The 23966-nt window shown below is 68.7% G+C and carries 27 protein-coding genes and 1 tRNA gene; 10 read left to right on the top strand and 18 right to left on the bottom strand.

All coding sequences use genetic code 11. The annotated features are described in order from the left end of the window. Positions 1-24: 24 nt before the first annotated feature. From kdpC to kdpF, 4 genes are read right to left on the bottom strand one after another with little or no spacing between them, the layout of a single operon-like run. Complete coding sequence (gene kdpC, locus ASE12_RS18475; RefSeq protein ID WP_056404042.1) at positions 25-603, bottom strand: potassium-transporting ATPase subunit KdpC; 579 nt, start codon at positions 601-603, stop codon at positions 25-27. A 2-nt stretch (positions 604-605) separates the two neighbouring features. Next, the gene (kdpB, locus tag ASE12_RS18470; RefSeq protein WP_056404041.1) at positions 606-2624 is read right to left on the bottom strand and encodes a potassium-transporting ATPase subunit KdpB; all 2019 of its coding nucleotides are present in this window, start codon (positions 2622-2624) and stop codon (positions 606-608) included. Next, positions 2621-4279 (bottom strand): potassium-transporting ATPase subunit KdpA, encoded by a 1659-nt coding sequence (kdpA, locus tag ASE12_RS18465; protein ID WP_056404039.1) that lies wholly within the window; start codon positions 4277-4279, stop codon positions 2621-2623. Before kdpA ends, kdpB begins: the two co-directional genes overlap by 4 nt. Positions 4280-4286: 7 nt before the next feature. Next, positions 4287-4376, bottom strand: coding sequence for a K(+)-transporting ATPase subunit F (gene kdpF, locus ASE12_RS19900; protein ID WP_082582392.1), 90 nt, complete (start codon positions 4374-4376; stop codon positions 4287-4289). Between the two features lie 98 nt (positions 4377-4474). On the opposite strand from kdpF, the gene ASE12_RS18460 reads away from it, so the two are divergent. The 3 genes from ASE12_RS18460 (at position 4475) to ASE12_RS18450 (ending at position 6863) form a co-directional block, all read left to right on the top strand. Next, complete coding sequence (locus ASE12_RS18460; RefSeq protein ID WP_056404037.1) at positions 4475-4840, top strand: cupin domain-containing protein; 366 nt, start codon at positions 4475-4477, stop codon at positions 4838-4840. 88 nt (positions 4841-4928) lie between these two features. Beyond that, positions 4929-5978 (top strand): CoA ester lyase, encoded by a 1050-nt coding sequence (locus tag ASE12_RS18455; protein WP_056404963.1) that lies wholly within the window; start codon positions 4929-4931, stop codon positions 5976-5978. Between the two features lie 9 nt (positions 5979-5987). Next, positions 5988-6863, top strand: coding sequence for a CoA ester lyase (locus tag ASE12_RS18450; RefSeq protein ID WP_056404035.1), 876 nt, complete (start codon positions 5988-5990; stop codon positions 6861-6863). Between the two features lie 60 nt (positions 6864-6923). Here ASE12_RS18450 and ASE12_RS20180 read toward each other — a convergent pair whose 3' ends face one another. The 4 genes from ASE12_RS20180 to ASE12_RS18435 all read right to left on the bottom strand — a co-directional run bounded on the left by ASE12_RS20180 (position 6924) and on the right by ASE12_RS18435 (position 10573). Then, a complete protein-coding gene (locus ASE12_RS20180) occupies positions 6924-7172 on the bottom strand; it encodes a hypothetical protein (protein ID WP_157413056.1) in 249 nt (82 codons plus the stop codon). 360 nt (positions 7173-7532) lie between these two features. Continuing rightward, positions 7533-8948, bottom strand: a complete 1416-nt coding sequence (gene phoA, locus ASE12_RS18445) for an alkaline phosphatase (protein WP_056404034.1) — start codon at positions 8946-8948, stop codon at positions 7533-7535. A gap of 226 nt (positions 8949-9174) precedes the next feature. Beyond that, the gene (locus tag ASE12_RS18440) at positions 9175-10293 is read right to left on the bottom strand and encodes an aromatic acid exporter family protein (protein WP_056404033.1); all 1119 of its coding nucleotides are present in this window, start codon (positions 10291-10293) and stop codon (positions 9175-9177) included. A gap of 31 nt (positions 10294-10324) precedes the next feature. Beyond that, the gene (locus ASE12_RS18435) at positions 10325-10573 is read right to left on the bottom strand and encodes a DUF3618 domain-containing protein (protein ID WP_056404031.1); all 249 of its coding nucleotides are present in this window, start codon (positions 10571-10573) and stop codon (positions 10325-10327) included. Positions 10574-10646: 73 nt separating this feature from the next. Here ASE12_RS18435 and bcp point away from each other — a divergent pair, with 73 nt between their 5' ends. From bcp to ASE12_RS18420, 3 genes are all read left to right on the top strand, one after another. Then, a complete protein-coding gene (bcp, locus tag ASE12_RS18430; protein ID WP_056404029.1) occupies positions 10647-11117 on the top strand; it encodes a thioredoxin-dependent thiol peroxidase in 471 nt (156 codons plus the stop codon). 546 nt (positions 11118-11663) lie between these two features. Further along, positions 11664-11745, top strand: a tRNA-Leu gene (locus ASE12_RS18425). Positions 11746-11861: 116 nt separating this feature from the next. Next, a complete protein-coding gene (locus tag ASE12_RS18420) occupies positions 11862-13241 on the top strand; it encodes a bifunctional 2-polyprenyl-6-hydroxyphenol methylase/3-demethylubiquinol 3-O-methyltransferase UbiG (protein WP_056404028.1) in 1380 nt (459 codons plus the stop codon). Between the two features lie 7 nt (positions 13242-13248). Here ASE12_RS18420 and ASE12_RS18415 read toward each other — a convergent pair whose 3' ends face one another. Continuing rightward, positions 13249-14007: an SDR family oxidoreductase gene (locus tag ASE12_RS18415; RefSeq protein ID WP_056404027.1), complete on the bottom strand. Its 759-nt coding sequence runs from the start codon at positions 14005-14007 to the stop codon at positions 13249-13251. Between the two features lie 89 nt (positions 14008-14096). On the opposite strand from ASE12_RS18415, the gene ASE12_RS18410 reads away from it, so the two are divergent. After that, positions 14097-14495, top strand: a complete 399-nt coding sequence (locus ASE12_RS18410; protein WP_082582388.1) for a hypothetical protein — start codon at positions 14097-14099, stop codon at positions 14493-14495. On the opposite strand, the gene ASE12_RS18405 is transcribed toward ASE12_RS18410, so the two are convergent. The 3 genes from ASE12_RS18405 to ASE12_RS18395 are packed head-to-tail and all read right to left on the bottom strand — an operon-like array spanning position 14485 to position 16456. Next, positions 14485-15111 carry a GntR family transcriptional regulator gene (locus ASE12_RS18405; RefSeq protein ID WP_056404025.1) on the bottom strand — a complete coding sequence of 209 codons (627 nt, stop codon included), beginning with the start codon at positions 15109-15111 and terminating at the stop codon, positions 14485-14487. The two genes, ASE12_RS18410 and ASE12_RS18405, sit on opposite strands and share 11 nt — an antisense overlap. Continuing rightward, positions 15108-16001, bottom strand: coding sequence for a DMT family transporter (locus ASE12_RS18400; RefSeq protein ID WP_056404024.1), 894 nt, complete (start codon positions 15999-16001; stop codon positions 15108-15110). Before ASE12_RS18400 ends, ASE12_RS18405 begins: the two co-directional genes overlap by 4 nt. A 29-nt stretch (positions 16002-16030) precedes the next feature. Beyond that, positions 16031-16456 carry an SRPBCC family protein gene (locus ASE12_RS18395; protein WP_056404022.1) on the bottom strand — a complete coding sequence of 142 codons (426 nt, stop codon included), beginning with the start codon at positions 16454-16456 and terminating at the stop codon, positions 16031-16033. A 58-nt stretch (positions 16457-16514) separates the two neighbouring features. Between ASE12_RS18395 and ASE12_RS18390 the strand changes: the two genes are divergently transcribed. From ASE12_RS18390 to ASE12_RS18380, 3 genes are all read left to right on the top strand, one after another. After that, entirely contained in the window at positions 16515-17693 is a 1179-nt protein-coding gene (locus ASE12_RS18390; protein ID WP_056404021.1) for a benzoate/H(+) symporter BenE family transporter, read from the top strand. A gap of 1 nt (position 17694) precedes the next feature. Then, positions 17695-18159 carry a tRNA (cytidine(34)-2'-O)-methyltransferase gene (locus ASE12_RS18385; protein ID WP_056404961.1) on the top strand — a complete coding sequence of 155 codons (465 nt, stop codon included), beginning with the start codon at positions 17695-17697 and terminating at the stop codon, positions 18157-18159. Positions 18160-18306: 147 nt separating this feature from the next. Beyond that, positions 18307-18996: an SGNH/GDSL hydrolase family protein gene (locus tag ASE12_RS18380; protein ID WP_056404019.1), complete on the top strand. Its 690-nt coding sequence runs from the start codon at positions 18307-18309 to the stop codon at positions 18994-18996. Here ASE12_RS18380 and rdgB read toward each other — a convergent pair. The 6 genes from rdgB to ASE12_RS18350 form a co-directional block, all read right to left on the bottom strand. Beyond that, entirely contained in the window at positions 18993-19604 is a 612-nt protein-coding gene (gene rdgB / locus ASE12_RS18375) for an RdgB/HAM1 family non-canonical purine NTP pyrophosphatase (protein ID WP_056404017.1), read from the bottom strand. The two genes, ASE12_RS18380 and rdgB, sit on opposite strands and share 4 nt — an antisense overlap. Then, positions 19601-20320 carry a ribonuclease PH gene (gene rph, locus ASE12_RS18370; RefSeq protein WP_056404015.1) on the bottom strand — a complete coding sequence of 240 codons (720 nt, stop codon included), beginning with the start codon at positions 20318-20320 and terminating at the stop codon, positions 19601-19603. The genes rdgB and rph overlap by 4 nt, the downstream gene beginning before the upstream one ends. Positions 20321-20333: 13 nt before the next feature. Further along, positions 20334-21098: an MBL fold metallo-hydrolase gene (locus ASE12_RS18365; protein WP_056404012.1), complete on the bottom strand. Its 765-nt coding sequence runs from the start codon at positions 21096-21098 to the stop codon at positions 20334-20336. After that, a complete protein-coding gene (gene murI, locus ASE12_RS18360) occupies positions 21095-21901 on the bottom strand; it encodes a glutamate racemase (protein ID WP_056404011.1) in 807 nt (268 codons plus the stop codon). The genes ASE12_RS18365 and murI overlap by 4 nt, the downstream gene beginning before the upstream one ends. Positions 21902-21991: 90 nt before the next feature. Further along, positions 21992-22969 (bottom strand): ribose-phosphate pyrophosphokinase, encoded by a 978-nt coding sequence (locus tag ASE12_RS18355; RefSeq protein ID WP_056404009.1) that lies wholly within the window; start codon positions 22967-22969, stop codon positions 21992-21994. Positions 22970-23018: 49 nt separating this feature from the next. Further along, entirely contained in the window at positions 23019-23966 is a 948-nt protein-coding gene (locus ASE12_RS18350; RefSeq protein ID WP_056404008.1) for a PLP-dependent cysteine synthase family protein, read from the bottom strand.

The following is a 23966-nucleotide window of genomic DNA, read 5'->3' as shown; positions in this document are numbered from 1 at the left end:
TTCAGTGTGCACCTCGCGGACGCCTCACTGTCGCTCGAGCGCCAGGTTGAGCTCGAGCACGTCAACCTTCGGCTCGCCGAGGAAGCCGAGCTGCCGCCCCGACGTGTACCTCTCGACGAGCCTCTTCACACTGGAAGCGGACAGGCCACGTTCCCTGGCGACACGGGCGACCTGCAATGCGGCATAGGCGGGCGAGATGTAGGGGTCGAGACCCGAGGCGGAGGCCGTGACTGCGTCGGCGGGAATCCGCGAGACGGGGACCTCCTCCACCTTCGCGATCTGCTGCTGGCGCTTCTTGACCGACGCCAGCAGGTCCGGGTTCGACGGACCGAGGTTGGACGAAGCCGACGCCAGCCCGTCGTACTCTGCGGCTGATGGCCGGCCGTGGAACCACCGGTCGTCCGCAACCTTGAAGTTCTGGCCGATGATGGCCGAACCGACGTCATGCCCGCGCTGTGACACGATCTGTCCGTTCGCCTTGTCGTGGAACGCTACCTGCCCGACGCCCCACACTGCTGCTGGGTACGCGACCCCGAGCACGACGGTCATGACGAGCAGGATCTTGAGCCCGACGAAGGTCTGGCGGATGAAGTCTGTGTTCATGGTTACCCGATTCCTGGGATGGTCGAGACGATGAGATCGATGAGCTTGATCCCGACGAACGGTGCGATGACTCCTCCGAGGCCGAAGACCAGGATGTTGCGACGCAGGACCGACTCAGCCGAAGCGGCGCGGAACTTGACCCCCTTCAAGGCGAGCGGGATCAGCGCCACGATGACCAACGCGTTGAAGATCACGGCAGACGTGATTGCCGAGGTCGGCGTCGAGAGCTTCATGACGTTGAGCGAGTCCAGCGAGGGGTATGCCGCCAGGAACATCGCCGGGATGATCGCGAAGTACTTGGCCACGTCGTTGGCGATCGAGAACGTGGTGAGAGCTCCACGTGTGATGAGCAGCTGCTTGCCGATCGCCACGATGTCGATCAACTTGGTCGGGTCGGAGTCGAGGTCGACCATGTTGCCGGCTTCCTTGGCGGCGGACGTGCCTGAGTTCATCGCCACGCCGACGTCGGCAGCAGCCAGCGCGGGAGCATCGTTGGTGCCGTCACCCGTCATGGCGACGAGGTGACCGCCCTCCTGCTCCTTGTGGATCAGCCGCATCTTGTCCTCCGGCGTGGCCTCAGCGAGGAAGTCGTCGACGCCTGCCTCACGTGCGATGGACGCGGCGGTGAGCGGGTTGTCACCCGTGATCATCACCGTCCGGATGCCCATGCGGCGCAGCTCGGCGAATCGTTCGGTCATGCCCTCCTTGACGACGTCCTTGAGGTGCACGACCCCGAGGACCTTTGTGCCAGCGGCATTCATCTCGGCGACCACGAGAGGCGTGCCGCCGCTCCCGGCGACCTCGTCGATCGTCAGCTGAACTCCATCCGGCAATCCCGTGGATCCCGATCCTGTCGCAGGGCCAACCCATGCGGCCACGGACGAACCGGCGCCCTTGCGGATGGTTCGTCCGTCGGCAAGGTCGACTCCGGACATCCGAGTCTGCGCCGTGAACTCGACGAACTCCGCCCCGACGGGAAGGTCGTTGTCGTCGGCGCCCTGAGCCAGCGCGAGCTCGACGATCGAGCGGCCCTCCGGCGTCTGGTCCGCGAGGCTCGAGAGTCGGGCCGCATCACGCATCTGCTCAGCGGTGACCCCCTCCGCCGGGACGAACCGCGAGGCCTGCCGGTTGCCGTACGTGATGGTGCCGGTCTTGTCGAGCAGCAGTGTGCTGACGTCACCGGCGGCCTCGACTGCGCGACCCGACATCGCGAGGACGTTGACCCTGACGAGCCTGTCCATGCCGGCGATGCCGATGGCACTCAGCAGCGCGCCGATCGTCGTCGGGATGAGGCACACCAGGAGGGCGACAAGCACCAACGTGCTCTGCGGTGCGCCGGCGTAGGCCGCCATCGGCCGCAGGGTCGCCACGGCGAGCAGGAACACGATCGTCAGGCTCACCAGAAGGATCGAGAGAGCAATCTCGTTCGGCGTCTTGCGGCGTGACGCGCCCTCGACCAGCGCGATCATCCGGTCGAGAAAGGTCTCTCCCGGCGCCGAGGTGATCTCAACGACGATCTGGTCCGACAGCACCTTGGTGCCACCGGTGACGGCCGAACGATCGCCGCCGGCCTCCCGGATGACGGGGGCGGACTCGCCGGTGATGGCCGACTCGTCGACCGAGGCGACGCCCTCGACGACGTCGCCGTCTCCGGGGATGACCTCACCGGCCCGGACCAGGACGCGGTCCCCCTTCTTGAGCTCCGTGCCGGCGACCTGCGACTCGGTGCCGTCGGGGTTGATCCGAAGCGCCGTGACATCCGTACGAGCGGCCCGCAGCGAGGCCGCCTGCGCCTTGCCGCGGCCCTCCGCGACGGCTTCGGCGAGGTTGCCGAAGATGACCGTCAGCCAGAGCCACACGGCGACGGTCCAGGCGAACACGCTGGGATCGGTGACCGCGATGACTGTCGTCATCAAGGACCCGATCCAGACGATGAACATGACCGGGCTGCGCCACAGGTGGCGCGGGTCGAGCTTGAGCAAGGCCTGGGGCAGCTGAGACAGCAGGGAGTGGAGCGTCATGACAAAGCCTCCGCGAGGGGTCCGAGGGCCAGCGAGGGGAAGAACGTCAGGCCGGTGATCAGGAGGATCACGCCGACGAGGAGCCCAGCGAACAAAGGTGTGTGGGTGGGCAACGTGCCGGCCGTGACCGGGACCTTGCCCTGTCTGGCGAGCGAGCCGGCGAGGGCGAGCACGAAGATGATCGGGATGAACCGGCCGAGCAACATCGCCGCCGCCAGGGAGAGCTGGAAGAAGTCTGAGGTCACGGTGATGCCGCCGAACGCACTGCCGTTGTTGTTGCCTGCGGACGTGAAGGCGTACACCACCTCGCTGAATCCATGGCCGCCCGGATTGCCCATGACGTCACGTGTGGTCGATCGTGCGATCGCCGCGCCGATGCCCACCAAGACGATCGCCGGCACGCTCAGCGTGTACAGGGCGACGTACGTCATCTCCTTGCGGCCGATCTTCTTGCCGAGGAGCTCTGGCGTACGCCCGACCATGAGCCCGGCGATGAACACGGTCAGGATCGCCATGACAAGGATGCCGTAGATGCCGGCGCCGACGCCGCCCGGCGAGACCTCACCGAGCATCATGTTGACCAGGACCGTCCCTCCACCGACCGGCGTGAAGGAGTCGTGCGATGCGTTGACGGCCCCGGTCGAGGTGCCGGTGGTGAACACCGCGAACATCGACGAGAGCCACGTGCCGAACTGGGTCTCCTTGCCCTCCATCGCTCCGCCGGCGAGCCTGGCAGCCGGCGAGTGTGCACCGACCTCGGCCCAGGTCGTCAGGGCCAGGGCGACACCCATCAGGAAGGTCATCGCGCCCAGGATCGACAAGCCCTGCTTGCGACTGCCGACCATCGTGCCCAGCGTGCGGGTCAGGCTGACGGGGATGACCAGGATGAAGAACATCTCGAGCAGGTTGCTGAACGGTGTGGGGTTCTCGAACGGGTGCGCGGAGTTCGCGTTGAAGAACCCGCCACCGTTGGTGCCGAGCTCCTTGATCGACTCCTGGCTGGCCACCGGTCCACCGGGGATCACCTGAGAGCCGCCCGAGATCGCGTGCACCGTGTGGTCGCTGAAGTTCTGGATCGCACCCTGTGAGATCAGCAGGATGGCACCGACGAACGCGATCGGCAGCAGGATGCGCAAAGTTCCGCGCACCAGGTCGACCCAGAAGTTTCCGAGCTCACCGCTGCGTGAGCGCACGAACCCGCGAATCAGGGCGACCGCAACGGCGATTCCGACCGCAGCCGACAGGAAGTTCTGCACCGCGAGCCCCCCGGCCTGGGCGGCGAAGCCCAGCGTCGACTCACCACCGTACGACTGCCAATTGGTGTTCGTGACGAACGAGATCGAGGTGTTGAGCCCCATCTCCCAAGGCATGCCTGGCAATCCGCGATCGAAGGGCAGGAGGCTCTGCCCGACAAGGATCACGTAGAGCGCGATGATGCTGATCAGCGAGAACCCGAGGACGCTGAGCGTGTACGAGCGCGCGGTCTGCTCCGAGTCCGGGTTCACCCCGATCAAGCGATAGAGGCGCTTCTCGATCCGCCAGTGCGACGACGTCGTGAAGACCCGCGCCATGTAGTCGCCGAGCGGGGCGTACACGGCAGCGAGCAGAACGAAGAGAGCAGCGAGCGTGAGGAGGCCGGAGACGGTGTCGTTCATGCGCGGCTCAGAACTTGTCGGGCAGGATCAGGGCGGCGACGAGATAGGCCAGCAAGCCGATCACGATCACCAGCAGGACTGCGGAATCGAAGGTCATGACCTCATCGCACACCCACGACCCGCGTTCACGGCCCGCCTTGACGCGGCGCTAGCGAACCTTGACGGAACCTTGACGGCAGGTGAGACGATGGCCACATGGACTCGTGCCGTCTCGATGACGTCCTCGCCTCGTTCGACGAGCACTGGGAGCCGCGCCTCGTCGCAACCGTCAACGACCACGACGTCAAGGTCGCGAAGATCCAGGGCGAGTTCATCTGGCACGCCCACCCCAACTCCGACGAGCTCTTCATAGTGCTCGACGGCGAGCTGACGATCGAGCTGCGTGACGGCAACGTCGTGCTCGGCCCACGCGACATGTACGTGGTGCCCAGAGGCGTCGAGCACCGGCCGGTGGCCGAGGCGGAGACCGCGATCATGATGGTCGAGCTGCAAGGCACGGTGAACACCGGCGACGCCGGCGGCGACCGCACGTTCGAGCCGGTCGACCTGACCCGGCTGTGAGGGTGTGACCCCCGCCCTAGCCGCTGACCTCGGCCGATGGACATACTGAGAGAAGTTTTGTCCTCATCAGGGAAGAGAAGTGAACCGCGTGCGAAACCCCCGAGCCTTCCTTCGTCCTCTGGCCGTCGGCGCACCCGCGCCGGTGGCGGACGTGCCGTTCCGGCCGAGCCGGATGATCCACTTCTTCGACCCGAGCAACGAGAAGATGCAGGCGAAGGTCCCCGAGATCGCGGCCAAGGTCGACATCATCCTCGGCAACCTCGAGGACGCCATCAAGACCGAGAACAAGGAAGCCGCCCGCCAGGGACTCGTCGACATCGCGAAGCAGACCGACTTCGGCCAGACCCAGCTGTGGACCCGGATCAACAGCCTCGACTCGCCGTGGGCGCTGGACGACCTCATCACCCTGGTCACCGAGATCGGCGACAAGCTCGATGTCGTCATGGTGCCCAAGGTCGAGGGCGCGCAGGACATCCACTACGTCGACCGCCTGCTCGCGCAGCTCGAGGCACGCGCCGGCCTGACCCGGCCGATCCTGGTCCACGCGATCCTCGAGACCGCGGAAGGCATGACGAACGTCGAGGAGATCGCCGCCGCGAGCCCGCGCATGCAGGGCATCTCCCTCGGGCCGGCCGACCTCGCAGCGAGCCGTCGCATGAAGACGACGCGCGTGGGCGGCGGCCATCCCGGCTACCTCGTCCGCGAGGATCCCAAGGGCGACGACCTCTACGCGGGCCGGACGACGTACCAGCAGGACCTCTGGCACTACACGATCGCGCGCATGGTCGACGCGTGCGCGGCCAACGACATCCTGCCGTTCTACGGCCCGTTCGGTGACATCAAGGACGTCGTCGCGTGCGAGGACCAGTTCCGCAACGCGTTCCTGCTCGGCTGCGTCGGCGCGTGGAGCCTGCACCCCGTGCAGATCGACATCGCCCGCAAGGTCTTCTCCCCCGACCCGGCCGACGTCGCCCATGCCAAGGAGGTCGTCGAGGCGATGGGCGACGGCTCGGGCGCCGTCATGATCAACGGCAAGATGGAGGACGACGCCTCCTGCAAGCAGTGCCAGGTCATGCTCGACCTCGCCAAGGCCCTCGCCGAGCGCGATCCCGAGCTCGCCGCCGCCTACGACCTCTAGGAGCTCCCCATGACTGACACCCTGCTGCGGCCCCGACGCTCCGTCCTCTACATGCCCGGCGCCAACGAACGGGCGCTCGAGAAGGCCAAGGGCATCGACGCCGATGCCCTGATCCTCGACCTCGAGGACGCTGTCGCGCCCGACGCCAAGCCCGAAGCACGCGACCGGGTGTGCGCCGCCGTGACCTCCGGCGACTACGGCCACCGCGAGCTCGCGATCCGCGTCAACGGCATCGGCACCGAGTGGCACGACGCCGACATCGCCGCGGCCGCCAAGGCCGGCCCCGACGCCGTGCTCGTCCCCAAGGTGAACTCGGCCGCCGAGGTCCTCCAGCTCGTCGCCGCGCTCGAGCAGGCCGGTGCGCCCGACACGACGGCGCTCTGGGCCATGGTCGAGACGCCGGTCGCGCTGCTCCAGGCCGGCGAGATCGCCGCTGCCCATGACCGGCTCACCGTGATCGTCATGGGCACGAACGACGTGGTCAACGAGACGTACGGGCTTCACGTGCCGGGGCGCAACCCCGTGGTCCTCACCTCGTTGTCGATCGCACTGCTCGCCGCCCGCGCTGCCGGCAAGGTCATCCTCGACGGCGTCTACAACGACGTGAAGAACCTCGAGGGCTTCGACGCCGAGGCGCGACAGGGCCGCGAGATGGGCTTCGACGGCAAGACGCTGATCCACCCGAGCCAGGTCGAGCCGGCCAACGCGGTGTTCGGGCCCTCCCATGACGAGGTCGAGCACGCCAAGGCCATGATCTCGGCGTTCGAGGAGGCCAAGGCTGCAGGACAGGGTGTGGTGACGTTCAACGGCCGCATGGTCGAGGAGCTTCACGTACGGGATGCGCGACGCATCCTGGCCCTCGACGAGGCCATCTCCGCGCGCTGAACGCAGACGAGCGGCGGGCGGGGACTGCTCCCTGCCCGCCGCTCGCTCATTCAGCTGCGATCAGCGCATGCTACGCAAACGGTAGATCTCGTTCTGGATCGCGAGGTTCTGCTTCTGGACCTTGCGGCGCTGACGCACCGACTCCAGGAGCACGACACGGTCGATCTCGGACATCTCGTCCCAGGCGCGCTTGCGGCCCTGACGGGAGTTGAGGATACCCACGGCCTTCACCCCCTCTCGATCGTTTCCTGTGGTCGGATCGGTCGGGTTCTGTGCGGGCATGAGTCGTGTATCGGGCTTCGTGGTCATAGCGCGCCTCCTCTCTTGAAGGTTGGATGGGTGGAGTAGATGTTCGGACAAAAGAAAAACCGCCTCAGATCGAAGATCCGAAGCGGCAGAAGTGCCAACGAGTGTGGGCTACTTCAGGTGCACTGCTCCGGAGATGGGACCGGCAAAAGACGCGACGGCATCGCGCCAGATCGGGGCGAGAGTCGTGGTGTTGAGCTTCTTCATGAGGTCCACCTCCTTCTACAGTTTCGTCGCTCCGGCTGGGAGCAGTCAGAGAAACGTATCGTATCCCGATACATGTTGTAAACATTCGGCGTGTCGCGGCCGTCGCGAGCCCCGTGCGTGACGGAGTCGGACGGCCGCGACCGCTGCGGCGGCGGGCTACGGCTTGAGCTTCAGAGCCCGCGAGATGGTGAAGAACATGTCGGTCTGGTCGGTCAGTCCGACGAAGTTCGCCGCTTGGGGTCCGTACGCCGCGACCCGGAGCTGCGTGCCCGTGTGCTGCTGCGAGCCGCCGGCCGGCGAGGTGCCGTAGTTGAGGGTCATCGGGCTGCCCTCGTTGGTCAGCAGGTTCGTCGTGAGGCCGGGCGAGGTGCTGCCGGCTTCGATGATCTGGCTGGTGTGGGCGTGGTCGGCCGTGACGATGACCGTCGTGTGCTTGTCCTTCTTGGCGAAGTCCAGGGCCACCTTGACCGCCTCGTCGAGGTCGACCGTCTCACCGATCTGGCCGCACGCGTCGGCCGCGTGGTCCTGCTTGTCGATGCTGGCGCCCTCGACCTGGAGGAAGAAGCCCTTCTTGTTGCCGCTGTCGAGCAGCTGGATCGACTTCTTGGTCATCGCGGCCAGCGACGGCTGCGACGCCGGACGCGCCGAGTTGTCCTTGCAGCGTTCCGCCGGCTTCTTGCTGCCGTCGATCGTCGCGGCCGGTCCGACCCAGCGCACCGGCAGGTTGCCCGGACCGAAGAGGCCGAGCACCGGCTTCTTCTGGTTGGCCTTCGTGATCTTGTTGAGCGAGGCCAGATCGGTCGGCAGCTGGTAGCCGCGGCGCTCGGCCTGGTCGAGGAGAGTGAGGTTCTTCCACTTCCCGGCCGTCGCCTTCTCGTTGAACGTCGCCGCGCCTCCGCCAAGGGTCACGTCGGGACGGGTCTTGAGCAGCTGCTCACTGATCGAGCCGGGGCCGCCGTTCTCCAACGCTGCCTCGGGGCACGTCGCGGCCGTCTTGACCGGGCCGTAGCAGGAGCGGGCCGAGATGTGGGAGACCTGCACGGCCGGCGTCGCGTCCTGGATCTCCGAGGTCGTGACGTCGCCGGTCTTGAGACCGCGCTTCTTGGCCAGCTCGAGCAGGGTCGGCTGCGCCTTGCCGCGGATGTCGACCGACACGGCGTTGTCGTACGTCTTGGTGCCCGTCGCCCAAGCGCTTCCGGTCGCGGCCGAGTCGGGGACGTAGTCGGTCTTGCCGTCCTTGGTCAGCGAGAACGTCGTGTACTGGCCCGTGAACGGCAACGCGTCGATGCCGGGGAACCGGCCGTCGGCGCCGTACTGGTAGTTGCGTGCCGAGGTGATCTCGGAGTCGCCCATGCCGTCGCCGATGAGCAGGATGACGTTGTCAGCCCGGCCGCCGTCGATGGCGGACTTGAGGGTCTTGCTCTGGTCGCCGGAGAGCCGAGTGGCACCTCCGTGGGCCGAGAGGTCGTGTGTCGCACCGATCGCACCGGCGGCGGTGACGCCGACCACGACGGCTGCTGCTGCGATGCCGGCGACGGTTCGTCTGTTGATGTTTCCCCTGTATGAGTTCATGCCCGCAGCCCATCGAATGTGGATGAACTCAGCGAGAACTCACCGCTACTTGAACCTGAAGGTTGGCTGAGGGACTCGGTGGTTGAGGTGCGGAGGCCGGCCGCGGCCGCCCTCGAAACCACCTTTGGTGGCGTTGAGTGGTGAGCTCGCGAGGTTTCATCATCGGGCGCCTTCGGCGCGATCGCTCAACCTGACTTCGGCGCTCGCTCGCAGAACTCGCTCGACCTCAGTCAAACTCGAGGCGGTCGTCGATCTCGTCCCGGGTGTAGCCGCTGGCGTAGAGCAGGTCGGCGGCGAGCGAGCGGACCTGGGCGGCGATCGAGGCGCTGTTCATCGTCATCGCCGCGGGCAGCGCGACCGTGGCCATCCGCGCTGCCTCGATGAGCTCCTGCCGCGCATGGTCGAAGTCTTCGTGCTCCGACAGGTCGTCGGCGAAGATGCCGACGGCCCGGGCCAGGGCGTCGATGGCCTGGTCCATGTCAGGCGGCACGACCTCGCCCCGACGCAGGAGCGTCGAGGTCTTGCGCGCCAGCACCCGTGCGTCGCGGATCGCGTTGTCGAGGTCGCGAACCGTCGCCACGTACGTCTCGACGTGCTCTCGCTGCTTCCAGCGCATCGGCGACATGCGGGCGATCTCGCTGACGTTGGCCGCGGTGGAGGTCATCGACTCGACCTGCGGCTGCATCGATCGCGCCTCGTCGAGGGCGATGTCCGCGAGTGCCGCATCGACGGTGCGCAGCGCCTGCGCCGTACGACTGAGGATGCCCGCCAACCGCCGCAGGAAGCCCTGAACCTCGCGGTCGATGTCACGGACCGGGTTGCGCGGGATCAGCAGCACCATCGCGAGGCCCACCGCGCCGCCCACCAGGGCGTCGAGGAACCGCGTCACGGCCGGGTTGCCCGAACCCGCGACCGGGATCACCGCCGCGAGCAGGACCGATGACGTCGCGGACTGTGTGAGCGCCAGACCCTTGAGGCCGAGCAACGTCCCGACGACGACCGTCAGCGTCACCACGAGCGCCATCTGCCACGTCCCTCGACCGATGCCGAGGATCAGGAGCTCCCCCACCAGGACGCCGAGTGACACGCCGACCACCAGCTCGTACGACGTCCGGCCGCGCAGGCCGGCACCGGCGATCAGCACGATGATGCAGGCGATCGGCGCGAAGAACGCCTGCCGGTGGTCGAGGACGTGTGTCGCGATGTAGTAGGCGATCGCCGTGCCGAGGCTCAGGCGTACGAGGGTGCGCCACCGTCGGCGCAGCACGTAGAGCCGGTCCTGCAGCGACTCGGCCGGCTTGCGCAGCCGGAGGCGACGCAGCGGGATGTCACGCGCCGGGCTCACGGTCAGCTCCGGCGCGAGGACGTACGCATGGTCAGCGCACGAGTCGGCGAATGACGATGATGCCCGCGACCACGGCGACCGTGCCGCCGACCAGCGGGACGATCGTGCCGAGCTTGGGCGAGCCCGTCTCGTCGACGAATCGCGAGCGGAGGCTGTAGAGGCCACGACGCGCGATGTTGCGAGGATTCGTGCGGTCGATCAGCGCGTCGACGGTGTCCGCCAGTCGCTCGCGGATCTCGTCGATCTCGTCGACCATCTCGTCGGGTTTGGCCTTCGCCACGTCGCGCCTCGCTCACCTGGGTCTGCGGAGGGTGCAGGCCACTCACCTGCACACGTACGTCAGGATAGTGCCCATGACGACGCGGCTGCAGCCTGGCGACACGGCACCCGACTTCACCCTCACGAACGACGCGGGCCAGGAGGTCACGCTGTCGGACCTCAAGGACCAGAAGGTCATCGTCTACTTCTACCCCGCGGCGATGACGCCCGGCTGCACCAAGCAGGCCTGCGACTTCAGCGACTCGATCGATCGCCTGCAGGCCGAGGGCTACACGGTGCTCGGCATCTCGCCTGACAAGCCCGAGAAGCTTGCGAAGTTCCGCGAGCGCGACGGCCTGACGATCACGCTGCTGTCGGATCCCGATCGCTCGGTGCTCGAGGCGTGGGGCGCGTTCGGCGAGAAGAAGCTCTACGGCAAGGTCGTCGAAGGGGTCATCCGGTCGACGTTCGTCGTGGACGGCGGCACGATCACGCTGGCGCAGTACAACGTCAAGGCCACGGGCCACGTCGCGAAGCTCCGCAAGGACCTCGGCCTCGGGGCATAGCTCCAGTGTCGGTCCCCCCGTCTAGCTTCGACGCATGGGGACCCCACGCAAATACACCCGGGAACTCCTGATCCCACTGGTCGCGCAATCAACCTCAGTGGCAGGCGTCGTTCGACTACTCGGTTTGCGGGAAGATGGCGGCACCCACACGCACATCAGCCGCACGATCAAGAAGCTCGACCTAGATACTTCGCACTTCCAGCGATATCCGCCAGGCGCCAGAAGGGTCCGACTTTCACCTGGACAGGTTCTGGTTCGCCAATCGGACCGAGGCAGGCGTCAGAAGCCCGCGCTTCTTCGGCGAGCCCTGGTTGAGTCGGGGGTTCCATACATGTGCGCCATGTGTCGCAACGACGGCTCTTGGCTTGGATCGCCGCTGACTCTCGACGTCGATCACATCGACGGCGACTTTCACAACAACCAGAGGGCCAACTTGCGTTTTCTGTGTCCAAACTGCCACCGTCAGACCCCCAATTTCGCTGGGCGCAGCCGGGGCCGATTCACTGCAACCGGCTCTCAGGGGGAGGACTAGGATCAGTGCCGCAAGCCGATGTGGTGGAACTGGTAGACACGCGGCACTTAGGATGCCGTGTCTTCGGACGTGCAGGTTCAAGTCCTGTCATCGGCACCCGACGAAACGCTCACGTGAGCGACGGAGCCCAGACCTCCGAACGCACCCCACCCGCCGATCACCACGGCACGTCAGGTGAGAGCCCGTCACCGCGGCGCACTAGTGTTCAGCGGGTGACTTCGACGCCGTCCCTGTTCAGCCGGGTCCGCACTCGCCTTTCCCGAACCCCGTCTGCCGCCCCTCGTCCGGGCGCACCCATCCCGGCCGACGGCATACCCGGCCGCTGGCTCCGCGTCACCGCTGAGCCCACGCCCGGAGAACAGCCGCTGGACCGCGAGGGCACCGACCCGACCGAGGCCGCCGCCGTACGGGCCGGCTGGTTGCTGCTCGACGCCCACGAACGGCTCAGCAAGCGGGGCGCCGACCGGGTGTTCGGCCATGAGACGGAGGCGTGGCACGCGTACGCCGAGGAGACGATCGGCGAGCTCACCTACACGCTGTCCGACGGCAAGCAGCTCGTCCCCGAGACCAGGAAGAACCGGCTGAGGTTCCGCCGTACGCTCGACTTCGCCCGTCACGGCGAGGTGGTGTTCGACGTCGGATTCGGACGTGGACTCCTGGCGGCCCAGCTCATCAAGGACCGCGGCGTGCAGAGCTATCACGGCATCGACGTCGTCGACCGCTACGTGCCGATCGCGACCGACCTGTTCCGCGTCAACGACCTGTCGCCGGAGTCCCTCAACCTCGAGGTCGGCGACCTCTATGAGCTCACCCGCGAGCGCATCGAGGAGACCGGCGCCACCCTCGTCATCTGCTGCGAGGTGCTCGAGCACGTGCCGGACGCCGAGCTCGCCCTCAAGACCCTCGCCGAGTCGCTGCCCGAGGGCGCCGATCTCCTGTTCTCGGTCCCGATGCACGGACGGATCGAGTCCGAGTGGGGGCACGTCTCGGTGTTCGACGTGGCTCGGCTCAAGGCGATGCTCGCCGGCGCCGGCCTGTACGCCCATCACGTGGAGCCGCTCGCCAACGCCTGGTCGCTGGTCGTGGCCTCTCGCGACCCCGGACCGTCGCGTCGGGTCCGCGAGGCGACCGGACGATCTCGCCGCAGCGTCTCCGTGCCGTTGTCGTCGCACCGTGACTTCGTCTACGTCGATGCGGCCGAGATGTCAGCCGTGGGTCCCGCGACGGTGACGGCCAGGCCGACGTTGGCGATCTGCAGCGTGAGCTCCGGAGGCGGGGTCTCGTTCCCCGTGACGTCGCTCGAGGCGCTGCGGCTGCGCTTCAGGTTCACCGATCCGGGCACCGTGACCCAGATCGTCGCCACCGCACATGCCGGTGACGAGGTCGTGGCGCGATGGACGTGGAAGCCCAGGCCCGGGCAGCTCACCGCTGGAGTCACGACGACCACCTCGATGCGGCCCGGCGAGACGAGCACGATGTTCGTCGGCGGCCGGCACGACCGCGCGGACCGGGCGGACCGGATCGACGTGACCTGCACGCTCTCGGGCGACGCCGACGCCACGTTCAACCTGAAGGCCGCCTACCTACCGTGAGCCGGGCTCACCACGGGATGGGCCCGTCGAGATCGACGAACGTACCCGTCGGGCCGTCGGCCGGCACGAGCGCCATCTGGACGACCGTGCGCGCCGCCTCCATCGCCGGCGTGGGTGCCGCTGCGCGGTTGTCGGGTCCGCCGAGATCGGTCTGGACCCAGCCCGGGCACACGGAGTTGACCCGCACCCGGGTGTCGCTCAGCGACTTCGCCAGCGCCACGGTCAGGCCGTTGAGGGCGGCCTTCGAGCTCTGGTAGGCCGGCAGCACCATCGAGGCGTACGGCGACGTGGGATCCAGCTGGTCGGTCAGGGAACCCATCCGGCTCGACACGTTGACGATGCGGCCGGCGTCCGAGGCGCGGAGCAGCGGCAGGAACGCCTGCGACACCGCGGCGGCACCGAACACGTTGGTGTCGAACGTACGACGGAAGAGCCCGAGGTCGAGCGGTCGGTCTGCATCCGGCGTCGTGGCCTCCGGGAGGATCCCGGCGTTGTTGACGAGGATGTCGAGCCGCCCGTGGTCCCGCTCGACCTGCTCGGCCGCCGCCACGACGCTCGACTCCGAGTCCACGTCCAGCGTGAGCGGCCAGCACGCGAGGCCTTCGTCACGCAGCTGTGCCGCGGCGAGCTCGGCCTTCGCGGTGCTGCGGGCGGCGACGAGCACGGTGGCTCCGCCCTCCGCGAGCAGCCGCGCCGTGGCCAGTCCGAGCCCCCGATTGGCGCCGGTGACGAGTGCGATAGTGGTGGTCTCATGTGTCGTGGTCATGAGTCCATCGTCGGTGCGGGGACATTGCCGTGCTGGCGCCAATCAGACGTCCAGCTGGAGCGACGTTGACTCCGGTCTACCGCGCGCCGATGCGGTCGCGCCGCGACGACATCGACCCGGCCATGTCCGTCCAACGCGCGCTCGCCCAGGGCGTGTGCGGGATGGGTGAGGTCACGGATCCCCGGGCCGAGCGCCGGCTGGAGCGGCTCGCCTCCGCGCCACTCGAGGCATTCGTCTGGACGCGTACGCCGGACGGTGAGACGTACGTCGGGCGGCTGACGGGGCCGCTGCGGTACGACGCCGGCGGCGCCGAGGTGGACCTCGTCAACGTCCGCGACACCGACTGGATCCGCGAGCCCGTGGACCCCGTCCTCGTGCCGGCCGGCGTGGCACACACCTTCGCGCGGGGTGGTCGCAACTTCCAGCGCATGCACACCGAGGGCGTCGAGCCACAGACCGCGGCGCTCTGGGAGCGACTCACGGACTGAGTCGTGAAGCGAGCAGCATCGCCGTCGAGTCGGCCAGGTGCTGACGCACGGCGGCATCGCCTCGTCGTTGCACGGCGCTGAGGTAGTCGCGGTGCTCCGTGCAGAGGCGGTGGCCGTCGTACGCCGAGCGCAGCTGCCGAAGGAACAGCAGCATCTCGGTGTCGAGCCGCTCGTACGCCTCGGTGATGCGGGGACTTCCGGCCGCCGCGACCAGGGCGCGGTGGAACGCCGAGTGCGCCTGCTCCGGCGAGGGGTCGATCGCCATGCGGTCGGCCGCGTCGAGCAACGGCGTGACCAGCTCCGACGGCCATGACTCGCCGTGGTCGGCACGGATCAGCCGGACAGCCTCCGACTCGAGGGCTGTGCGGAGCTGTTGCAGGGCCACGACGTCCGCGTCGCTGAACGACGTGACCCGGACTCCGCGGTACGCCTCGGAGACCAGCAGCCGATCCGCGACGAGCCGCTCGAGGGCGCGTCGTACGGTGTGCCGCGAGAGCGCGTACTCCTCGGCCAGCGCCTCCTCGCGCAGGGGTGCGCCGGGCACGAGCTCACCCGACAGCACACGCTGCCGCAGCTCGGCGGCGAGCCGATCGGCGCCGGTCGCACGTTCAGTCATACGGCCACCACCGCCGCACGACGCGACGGCACCGCCAGCAGCACCACGCCGCAGAGCAGGATGCCGAGGCCCACCCAGCCCGGCGCTGACAGTCGTTCGTCGAGCAGCACGATGCCCAGCAGGCACGCGGTCATGGGCTCGACGAGGGTCAGGGTCGAGACCGTCGAGGCCTTGAGGCTCCGCAGGCCGATCGCGAACAGGACGTACGCCAGCGCCACCGTCGCGGCAGCGAGCCAGGCAACCATGGCGAGCCCCGACACCGAACCGAGCCAGGAGAGGTCGACCAGCAGCAGGAACGGAGCGCCCAGCACCGCCGCGACACCGAAGATGCTGCCGATCGCGGTGGTGGCGCTCGCCCCCTCGTCGAGCAGGCGCTTGGCCGCGAGGGCATAGATCGCGTACGACAGCGCCGCACCGAGCGAGCCGGCGATGCCGGGCAGGCTGATCGACGCGTCAGCCTCGTCCAGCAGGCCGCCGAGCAGCCCCACGCCGATCACGGCGCATCCGGTGGCGACGAACCACGGCCGCGACGGCAGCCGGCGGGTGACCAGCCACTCCAGCAGTCCCGTCAGCGCCGGCGCTGCGCCGAGCGCCATCACGGTGCCGACAGCCACACCGTTGGAGCGCACGCCGGCGAAGAACGTCGGCTGGTACGCCAGCACCGCGGCCCCGCCGAGCAGCACGACTCCCGGCGACAGTCTCGGCACGGCCGCTCGTACGGGCGAACGCCGAGCCGCCAACCACGCCACCGCCGCGAGCAGGCTGCCGCCGGCGACGATGCGGGTCAGCCCCACTGCGGTGGTCGACGCCGCGTCGGGTCCGTACGCCTGCGCGGTCCCAGTCGTGCCGAAGCACACCGCGGCGGCAACGACGAGCAGGACGGGACGCACGCCATATTGTTACACAATCTGGCCGACGGTCACGGCGTCAGCTTGGCCAGACCCTTCTTGATGTTCGCCTGGACGACCTTGCCGACCAAGGCCGCCATGCCGGGGACCAGCATGTCGAAGCCGATCGTGTAGTCGAGGTGCGTGCCGCCGTCCGCGGTCGGAGTGAGCTTCTGGACGCCCCAGTGGTTGCGGAGCGGGCTGCCCTTGCTGATCTTGTACTCGATCAGGTGATGGGGTTCGGCCTTGGTGGTGGTCTCGTGGAACGCCGGCAGCGGCCCGATCTTGAGGGCCCGCGTCGAACCGGGGCCGTTGCGTGACGTGTCGCCGTCGCAGATGCGCGTGATCTTGGCACCGAACATCGGCCCGAGGTTCTCGTGCTCCGAGAGCTTCTCGAAGACGGTGACGGGATCGGACGTGTACGTGTGCGTGACGTGGACGCGCTGAGGTGAGGCCATGGTCGGTGAGTCTAGGCTGACTTGCCATGGAGCGGCACTGCATCGTCTCGGGTCGCGGATGAGCCGGTCGGAGCTGCAGCAGCCGGTCAGCGCCGGGATCATCGCGATGGTCGTGGGCTACACGAGCTCGTTCGCCGTGGTCCTCACCGGGCTGGTCGCCGTCGGGGCCGATCGCCACCAAGCCGCATCGGGGCTGTTGGCGCTCTGCCTCACGCAGGCTGTCGGGGTCGTCTGGCTCAGCCGGCGACACCGGATCCCGATCGTCCTGGCCTGGTCGACCCCCGGGGCCGCGTTGCTCGCGAGCATGGACGCGGTCGACGGCGGCTGGACCGCTGCGGTCGGAGCGTTCATGATCGCCGGAGTGGCGTACGTGATCACCGGCTTCTGGCCGGCGCTCGGCCGGTTGATCGGCCGGATCCCGGCACCCGTCGCACAGGCGATGCTCGCCGGCGTCGTCCTCGAGCTGTGCATCAAGCCGGTCAAGGGCGTGGTCGACAACCCGGGAGCGATCGTGCCGATCGCCCTGGTCTGGCTGATCGTCGTACGGCTCGCACCGCGCTGGGCCGTGCCCGCGGCCTTCGTGACCGCCGGCGTCGTGATCGGCATCGACATGATCCGCCGCGGCGATGGCATCGCCGCGTCGTCCCTGCTGCCCGAGCTCAGCCTGACGACCCCGTCGTGGACCTGGGAGGCGGTCGTCGGCATCGCGCTGCCGCTCTACATCGTCACGATGGCGTCCCAGAACGTGCCGGGGGTGGCGATCATGAAGTCGCTGGGATACGACGTGCCGTGGCGGGACACGATCGTCACGACCGGCCTCGCCACCGTTGCCGGGGCGTCGGCCGGCGGGCACTCGGTCAACCTCGCCGCCATCAGCGCCGCCCTCGCCGCCGGGCCCGACGCCGGACCCGACAAGAGCCGTCGGTGGATCGCGTCGCAGTCGGCCGGCGCCACGTACGTCGTGCTGGCCGCATCGTCGGCGGCGCTCGCCGCACTCGTCGCCGTCGCCCCGACCGGCGTCATCGCCACGGTCGCCGGCCTGGCGCTGCTCGGCACGCTGGCCGACTCCCTGGAGGGCTCGATGTCGCAGCGCAAGGGCCGGGAGGCAGCCGTCGTCACGTTCCTCGTCGCCGCCTCGGGCGTCACGGCGCTCCACATCGGGTCGGCGGCATGGGCGATCGTCGCGGGCCTCGTGGTCCACGGCGTGCTGAGCTGGAGCCCGAAGGGGCGTGGCTGACGTGTTCCGCATCCTGTTCTTCGAACCACGCATCGCCGGCAACACCGGTGCGGCGATCCGGCTCGCCGCGGTGACCGGCGCGGAGCTGCACCTCGTCGAGCCGTTGGGCTTCGACCTCGAGGAGTCCAAGCTGCGGCGTGCCGGTCTCGACTACCACGACCTCGCGGTCATGTCGGTGCATCCCGATCTCGATGCCGCCCTCGCCGCCCTGGCGCCGGCGCGCGTGTACGCGTTCACGGCCGGCGGCGACGAGCTCTACACCGACATCACGTACGAGCCGGGCGACGTCCTCATGTTCGGCCCCGAGCCCACAGGACTCCCGCCCGAGGTGCTCGCCGACCCACGCGTCACGGCCCGCGTACGACTGCCCATGCTGCCTGGACGGCGCTCGATGAACCTCGCCAACACCGCCTCGGTCGCGGTCTTCGAGGCCTGGCGTCAGCAGGGGTTCGCACTGCCCGAATAGCTCATCGAGTCAGGTTTTCATGAACCGTTCGGATGAGGTTTGGTGACTTTTGGGTTGACTTCGGCCATTCTGTCGGGCCGGGCGGGATTTCCGACCTAGAGTTGCGCTGACTTCAGCAGAGAAAGCGCACGCATGACGATTCCCAGGGTGACCACTCGACGGTCCGTCGTTCTCGCCGTGCTGGTCGCGCTGCTGGTCGCCCCGTTCATCGCCTGGCAGGGCGCCACGGGTGACGAACGTGTGGCCGTCTCGCCGCTCGCACCGCGGGGCATCGTCGTCGTCGGTGACTCGATCACGGCCCGCTACAACGACAAGCCCGGCGATGCCGACCAGGGCTGGTGGAGCATCACCGGCGACCACTTCCACGCGACGGTCACCCGCTACGCCCAGTCGGGCTCGGGCTACCTGCGTCCCGGTCACTCCTGCACGGGCGACACGTTCATCGATCGCCCCAAGGCCTACTCCGGCCCGGCTCCGTCACTGTTGATCGTCGAGGGCGGTCGCAACGACTGGGCCACCTGCCAGGACGGCCGGTTCGTCACCGCCTCCGACGGGGTCATCGACCACGCGGTCGACCGCTACCTCGACACCCTGCAGACGTTCCTGCCGAAGTCGACCCGCATCATCGTGCTCGGGCCGCCGTGGGGGCCCCGAGACCCGCAGAACCAGAAGCGGGTCACCGCGATCATCGCGGCGCAGGCCAAGCTGCACGGCATCCAGTTCGTCAGCACCCGAGGGGCGCTGACCGCCGACCGTGTGGTCGACGGCGTGCACCCCAACCGCAACGGCAGCCTGGCGATCGCGCGGCGGGTCATCGCCGCGCTCGACCCCCGCTAGCTCAGCGCGTCGACCACAGCGGGCGCGATGGCGGTGAGCGCCTTGCCGCGGTGGCTGATGCGGTCCTTCTCCCCCGCCGGCAGCTCAGCGGTCGAGACGTCGTAGCCGTCGGCGGCGAACAGCGGGTCGTAGCCGAAACCACCCTCGCCGTGCTCAGCGCGCAGGATGCGGCCCGGCATCTCGCCGAGCTCGATGATCTCGCTGCCGTCGGGCGTGCACAGGGCGACAGCACAACGGAACTGGGCCGTGCGGCGCTCGTCGGGCACGTCCGACAGCTGGCTCAGCAGCAGTGCGTTGTTGGCCGCGTCTCCCCCGGCGTCCTTGGCCACGCCGGACCAGCGGGCCGACAGCACGCCCGGCATGCCGTTGAGGGCGTCGACGCACAGTCCCGAGTCGTCGGCAAGCGACGGGAGGCCGGTGACGGCGAGGCAGGCCCGCGCCTTGATCAAGGCATTGCCCTCGAACGTCGGCTCGGTCTCGGCCGGCTCGTCGTACGGCGTCACGTCGGCGAGGCCGAGCACCTCGATGCCGGGGACGAGCGGCTCGAGGATGCGGCGCAGCTCGGCGAGCTTCTTGGCGTTGTTGGACGCCAGCACCACCTGGGTCATCGGCCGAGAGCCTCGTTCTGGAGCTTGGTCAGGTCGGCGCAGCCCTTGGCGGCGAGCTCGAGCAGGGCATCGAGCTCGGGCTTGTCGAACGGCGCGCCCTCGGCGGTGCCCTGCACCTCGATGAACTTGCCGCCGCCGGTCATCACGACGTTCATGTCGGTCTCGGCACGGACGTCCTCGACGTACGGGAGGTCGAGCAACGGGACGCCGTCGATGATGCCGACACTGATCGCGGCGATCGACTCGACAAGCGGCTCGCCGGTCAGCGCCCCCTTGCCACGGAGGTGCTCGACGGCGTCGGCGAGGGCGACGTACGCCCCGGTGATCGCGGCCGTGCGGGTGCCACCGTCGGCCTGCAGCACGTCGCAGTCGATCGTGATGGTGTTCTCGCCGAGCGCCTTGTAGTCGATCGCGGCGCGCAGCGAGCGCCCGACGAGGCGGGAGATCTCGTGCGTACGGCCGCCGACCCGGCCCTTGACCGACTCACGCGGCGAGCGGTCGTGCGTCGCCTGCGGCAGCATCGCGTACTCGGCGGTGACCCAGCCCAGCCCGGAGCCCTTGCGCCAGCGCGGCACGCCCTCGCTCGCACTGGCGGCGCACAGCACCTTGGTCTTGCCGAACTCGATGAGGCACGAGCCCTGCGCGTGGTCGAGCCAGTTGCGGGTGATGGTCACGGGTCGGAGCTGATCGGCACTGCGGCCATCTTCGCGGGTCATGCCGCGAGCCTATCTAGGACAGGTCGTAGGTCGAGCCGGCGGTCACCAGGTCGTACGGGCCCTCCCACGTCGTCTTGACGTCGGACTCGACCTCGGCGCGATCGGTCCACGCCGGGATGTGGGTGACGAGCAGCCGGCCCACGTCGGCTCGGGTGGCGTAGGTGCCCGCCTCGGCGCCGGTGAGGTGCAGGTTGGGCGGGTTGTCGGCGGACTCGACGAACGACGCCTCGCACAGGAACAGGTCGGCGCCGGCGGCCAGCTCGACCAGCTGGTCGGTCGGTCCCGTGTCACCGGAGTAGGCCAGCGAGTGACCGCCGGCGGCGACACGGATGGCGTACGCGGGCACCGGGTGGTCGACGAGCACCGACGTGACGGCGAACGGTCCGAGCTGGACGGTCCCGCCGTCCTGCCAGTCGCGGAAGTCGAACTGCTCGGTCATGCCGACCGGTTCGTGGATGCCGTACGCCGTGGCGAGGAAGTCGCCGGTGCCGGCCGGGCCCAGCACCGGGATGCGGTCGAGCTGGCCGTCGGGGTGGTACTTGCTGACGACGTAGAGGCCCGACAGGTCGAAGCAGTGGTCGGCGTGCAGGTGCGACAGCGCGACGGCGTCGACGTCGCGGAGGTCGCAGACGCGCTGCAGCTCGCCGAGCGCACCGGAGCCGAGATCGATGAGCAGCCGGTAGGTGCGGCCCTCGAACGGCGCCTCGACGAGGTAGCAGCTCGCGGGTGAGTCCGGTCCGGGGAACGAGCCGGCACAGCCGATCACGGTGAGCTTCATACGCCGATCCAGGCGAACTGGTCGACGGTCTCGATCTCGGGCCCGAGGAAGCGGCGGCCGAGCTCGCGGAACTGTTCGGGCCGTCCGGTGGTCAGGAAGCGGTGGGTCGGCTCGGGCAGCGACAGGTCACGCTCGAGGCCCTCACGCACCAGCAGGGCGTAGACGTCCTTGGCGGTCTCCTCGGCGCTCGAGACGAGCGTGACGCCGTCGCCCATGACGTAGGAGAGGACGCCGGTGAGCAGCGGGTAGTGCGTGCAGCCCAGCACCAGCGTGTCGACGTCGAGGGCGAGCAACGGCCGCAGGTAGCCCTCGGCGGCCGCCAGGAGCTCGGGGCCGCTCGTGATGCCGGCCTCGACGAGGTCGACGAACCGCGGGCAGGCCTGGGTGTGCAGCGTGATGCCGGGATTGGCCGCGAACGCGTCGTCGTACGCCCGGGAGGTCGCCGTCGCCTCGGTGCAGATGACACCGATCGAGCCGTTGCGGGTGGCACTGACGGCGCGCCGCGTGGCCGGCACGATGACCTCGACGACCGGCACGTCGTAGCGCTCGCGCGCATCGCGGAGGACCGCAGCGCTGGCGGAGTTGCACGCGATGACGAGCGCCTTGACGCCCTGGGCGACGAGATGGTCGAGGCACTCCAAGGCGTACTCACGGACCTCGGAGATGGGCTTGGGGCCGTAGGGCTGGCGCGCGGTGTCGCCGAGGTAGAGCACCGGTTCGTGCGGCAGCTGGTCGAGCACGGCGCGGGCGACCGTCAGGCCGCCGAAGCCGGAGTCGAAGATGCCGATCGGTGCGTTGCTCACAAGCGAAAAGGTTACGGGGGCGGAGTGTTACGACAAAGTGAACTGGCCGCAGATCACACGTGAGTCTCACCTCCCACGCTCAGCGCGGAGCTACAGCGGGAGCTTGGGCTGCGGCGGGGCGTGCGCGGGGTCGACGCCGTCGAACAGCGACGAGACCGACTCACCGGCGTGGATGCGGGCGATCGCCTCGGCGAACAGGCCGGCCACGGAACGCACCTGCAGCTCGGGCCAGTCGGCCGGCGGCGGCACGGTGTCGGTCGTGACGACCTCGGTGATCGACGGGTGGTTGCGAAGCCGCTCGACCGCCTTGCCGGTGAACAGCCCATGGGTGCACGCGACCGAGGCCTCGGTGCAGCCCTCGGCCTCGAGCTTGTCCATCAGCTCGATGATCGAGCCGCCGGTGGCGATCTCGTCGTCCAGGACGATCGCCGTCTTGCCGGCCACGTCACCGACGATCGCGTCGATGACGACCTTGTCGTCGGCCTGGCGCTGCTTGCTGCCGGCGGCGACCGGTACGCCGAGCAGTCGGGCGAACAGCGACGCGGTCTTGGCGTTGCCGAGGTCGGGCGACACGACGACGGTGTCGGTCAGGTCGCGGTTGCGGTAGTAGTCGGCGAGCTCGCCGATCGCCGTGAGGTGGTCGACCGGGACGCTGAAGAACCCGTGCACCTGGGGCGCGTGCAGCGTCATCGTGACGACCCGGTCGGCGCCGGCGGTGGTGAGCATGTCCGCGACGAGGCGACCGCCGATCGAGATGCGCGACGCGTCCTTCTTGTCCGAGCGGGCGTACGCGTAGTGCGGGATCACGGCGGTCACCGAGTCGGCGCTGGCTCCGCGAGCCGCATCGATCATCAGCAGCAGCTCCATGAGGTGGTCCTGCGTCGGCGGGACCAGCGGCTGGATGATGAAGACGTCCTTCTTGCGGCAGTTGGCGAGCAGCTGCACCTGGAGGCAGTCGTTGCTGAACCTGATCGTGTCGGACGCCGACAGGGGCTGACCGAGCTCTGAACAGATCTTCTCGGCGAGGGGTCGATGAGCGCTTCCGGAGAACACCACGATCTGGCTCACGGCACGAGGCTAACCGACGACATGCCGTCGCGATACGGGTTGGGCGGGATCAGGCCCAGAGCTGGCCGTCGAGCTTGTCCTCGGCCTCGTCGAGCGTGCCCTCGTACGCCCCGGTGGAGAGGTACTTCCAGCCGCCGTCGGCGACGATGAACGCGATGTCGGCGGCCTCGCCGGCCTTGACGCACTTGGCCGCTTGGGCGAGGGCGGCGTGCAGGATCGCGCCGGTGGAGATGCCGGCGAAGATGCCCTCGGCCTCGATCAGCTCACGCACCCGGCGTACGGCGTCGCGGGGGCCGACGCTGAACCGCGAGTCGATCAGCGACGCGTCGTAGAGCTCGGGCACGAAGCCCTCGTCGAGGTTGCGCAGCCCGTAGACGAGCTCGCCGTAGCGGGGCTCGGCGGCGACGATGCGGACCTCGGGCTTGTGCTCGCGGAAGAACCGGCCGACGCCCATCAGCGTGCCGGTCGTGCCGAGGCCGCCGACGAAGTGGGTGACCTCGGGCAGGTCGGCGAGGATCTCCGGCGCCGTGCCCTCGTAGTGCGCATCGGCGTTGGCCGGGTTGCCGTACTGGTAGAGCATGACCCAGTCGGGGTGCTCGGCCGCGAGACCCTTGGCGACGCGTACGGCCTCGTTGGACCCTCCCGCGGCGGGCGACGGGATGATCTCGGCGCCCCACATCGTCAGGAGCTGCGTGCGCTCGATCGAGGTGTTCTCGGGCATGACGCAGATGAGCTTGTAGCCCCGCTGGCTGGCGACCATCGCGAGCGAGATGCCGGTGTTGCCGCTGGTGGGCTCGAGGATCGTGGCGCCGGGCGTGAGCCGGCCGTCCTCCTCGGCACGCAGGATCATGCTGAGCGCCGCGCGGTCCTTGATCGACCCGGTCGGGTTGTGGTCCTCGAGCTTGGCCCACAGGCGTACGTCCGGCGTCGGCGAGAGCTTGGGGAGGCCGACGAGCGGCGTGCCGCCGACGGAGTCGATCAGGGAGTCGAAGCGCAT

The organism is Aeromicrobium sp. Root236 (assembly GCF_001428805.1).
Classification (GTDB): domain Bacteria; phylum Actinomycetota; class Actinomycetes; order Propionibacteriales; family Nocardioidaceae; genus Aeromicrobium.
Note: the sequence above shows the minus strand (reverse complement) of the source record. Positions and strands in the feature narration are given on the sequence as shown.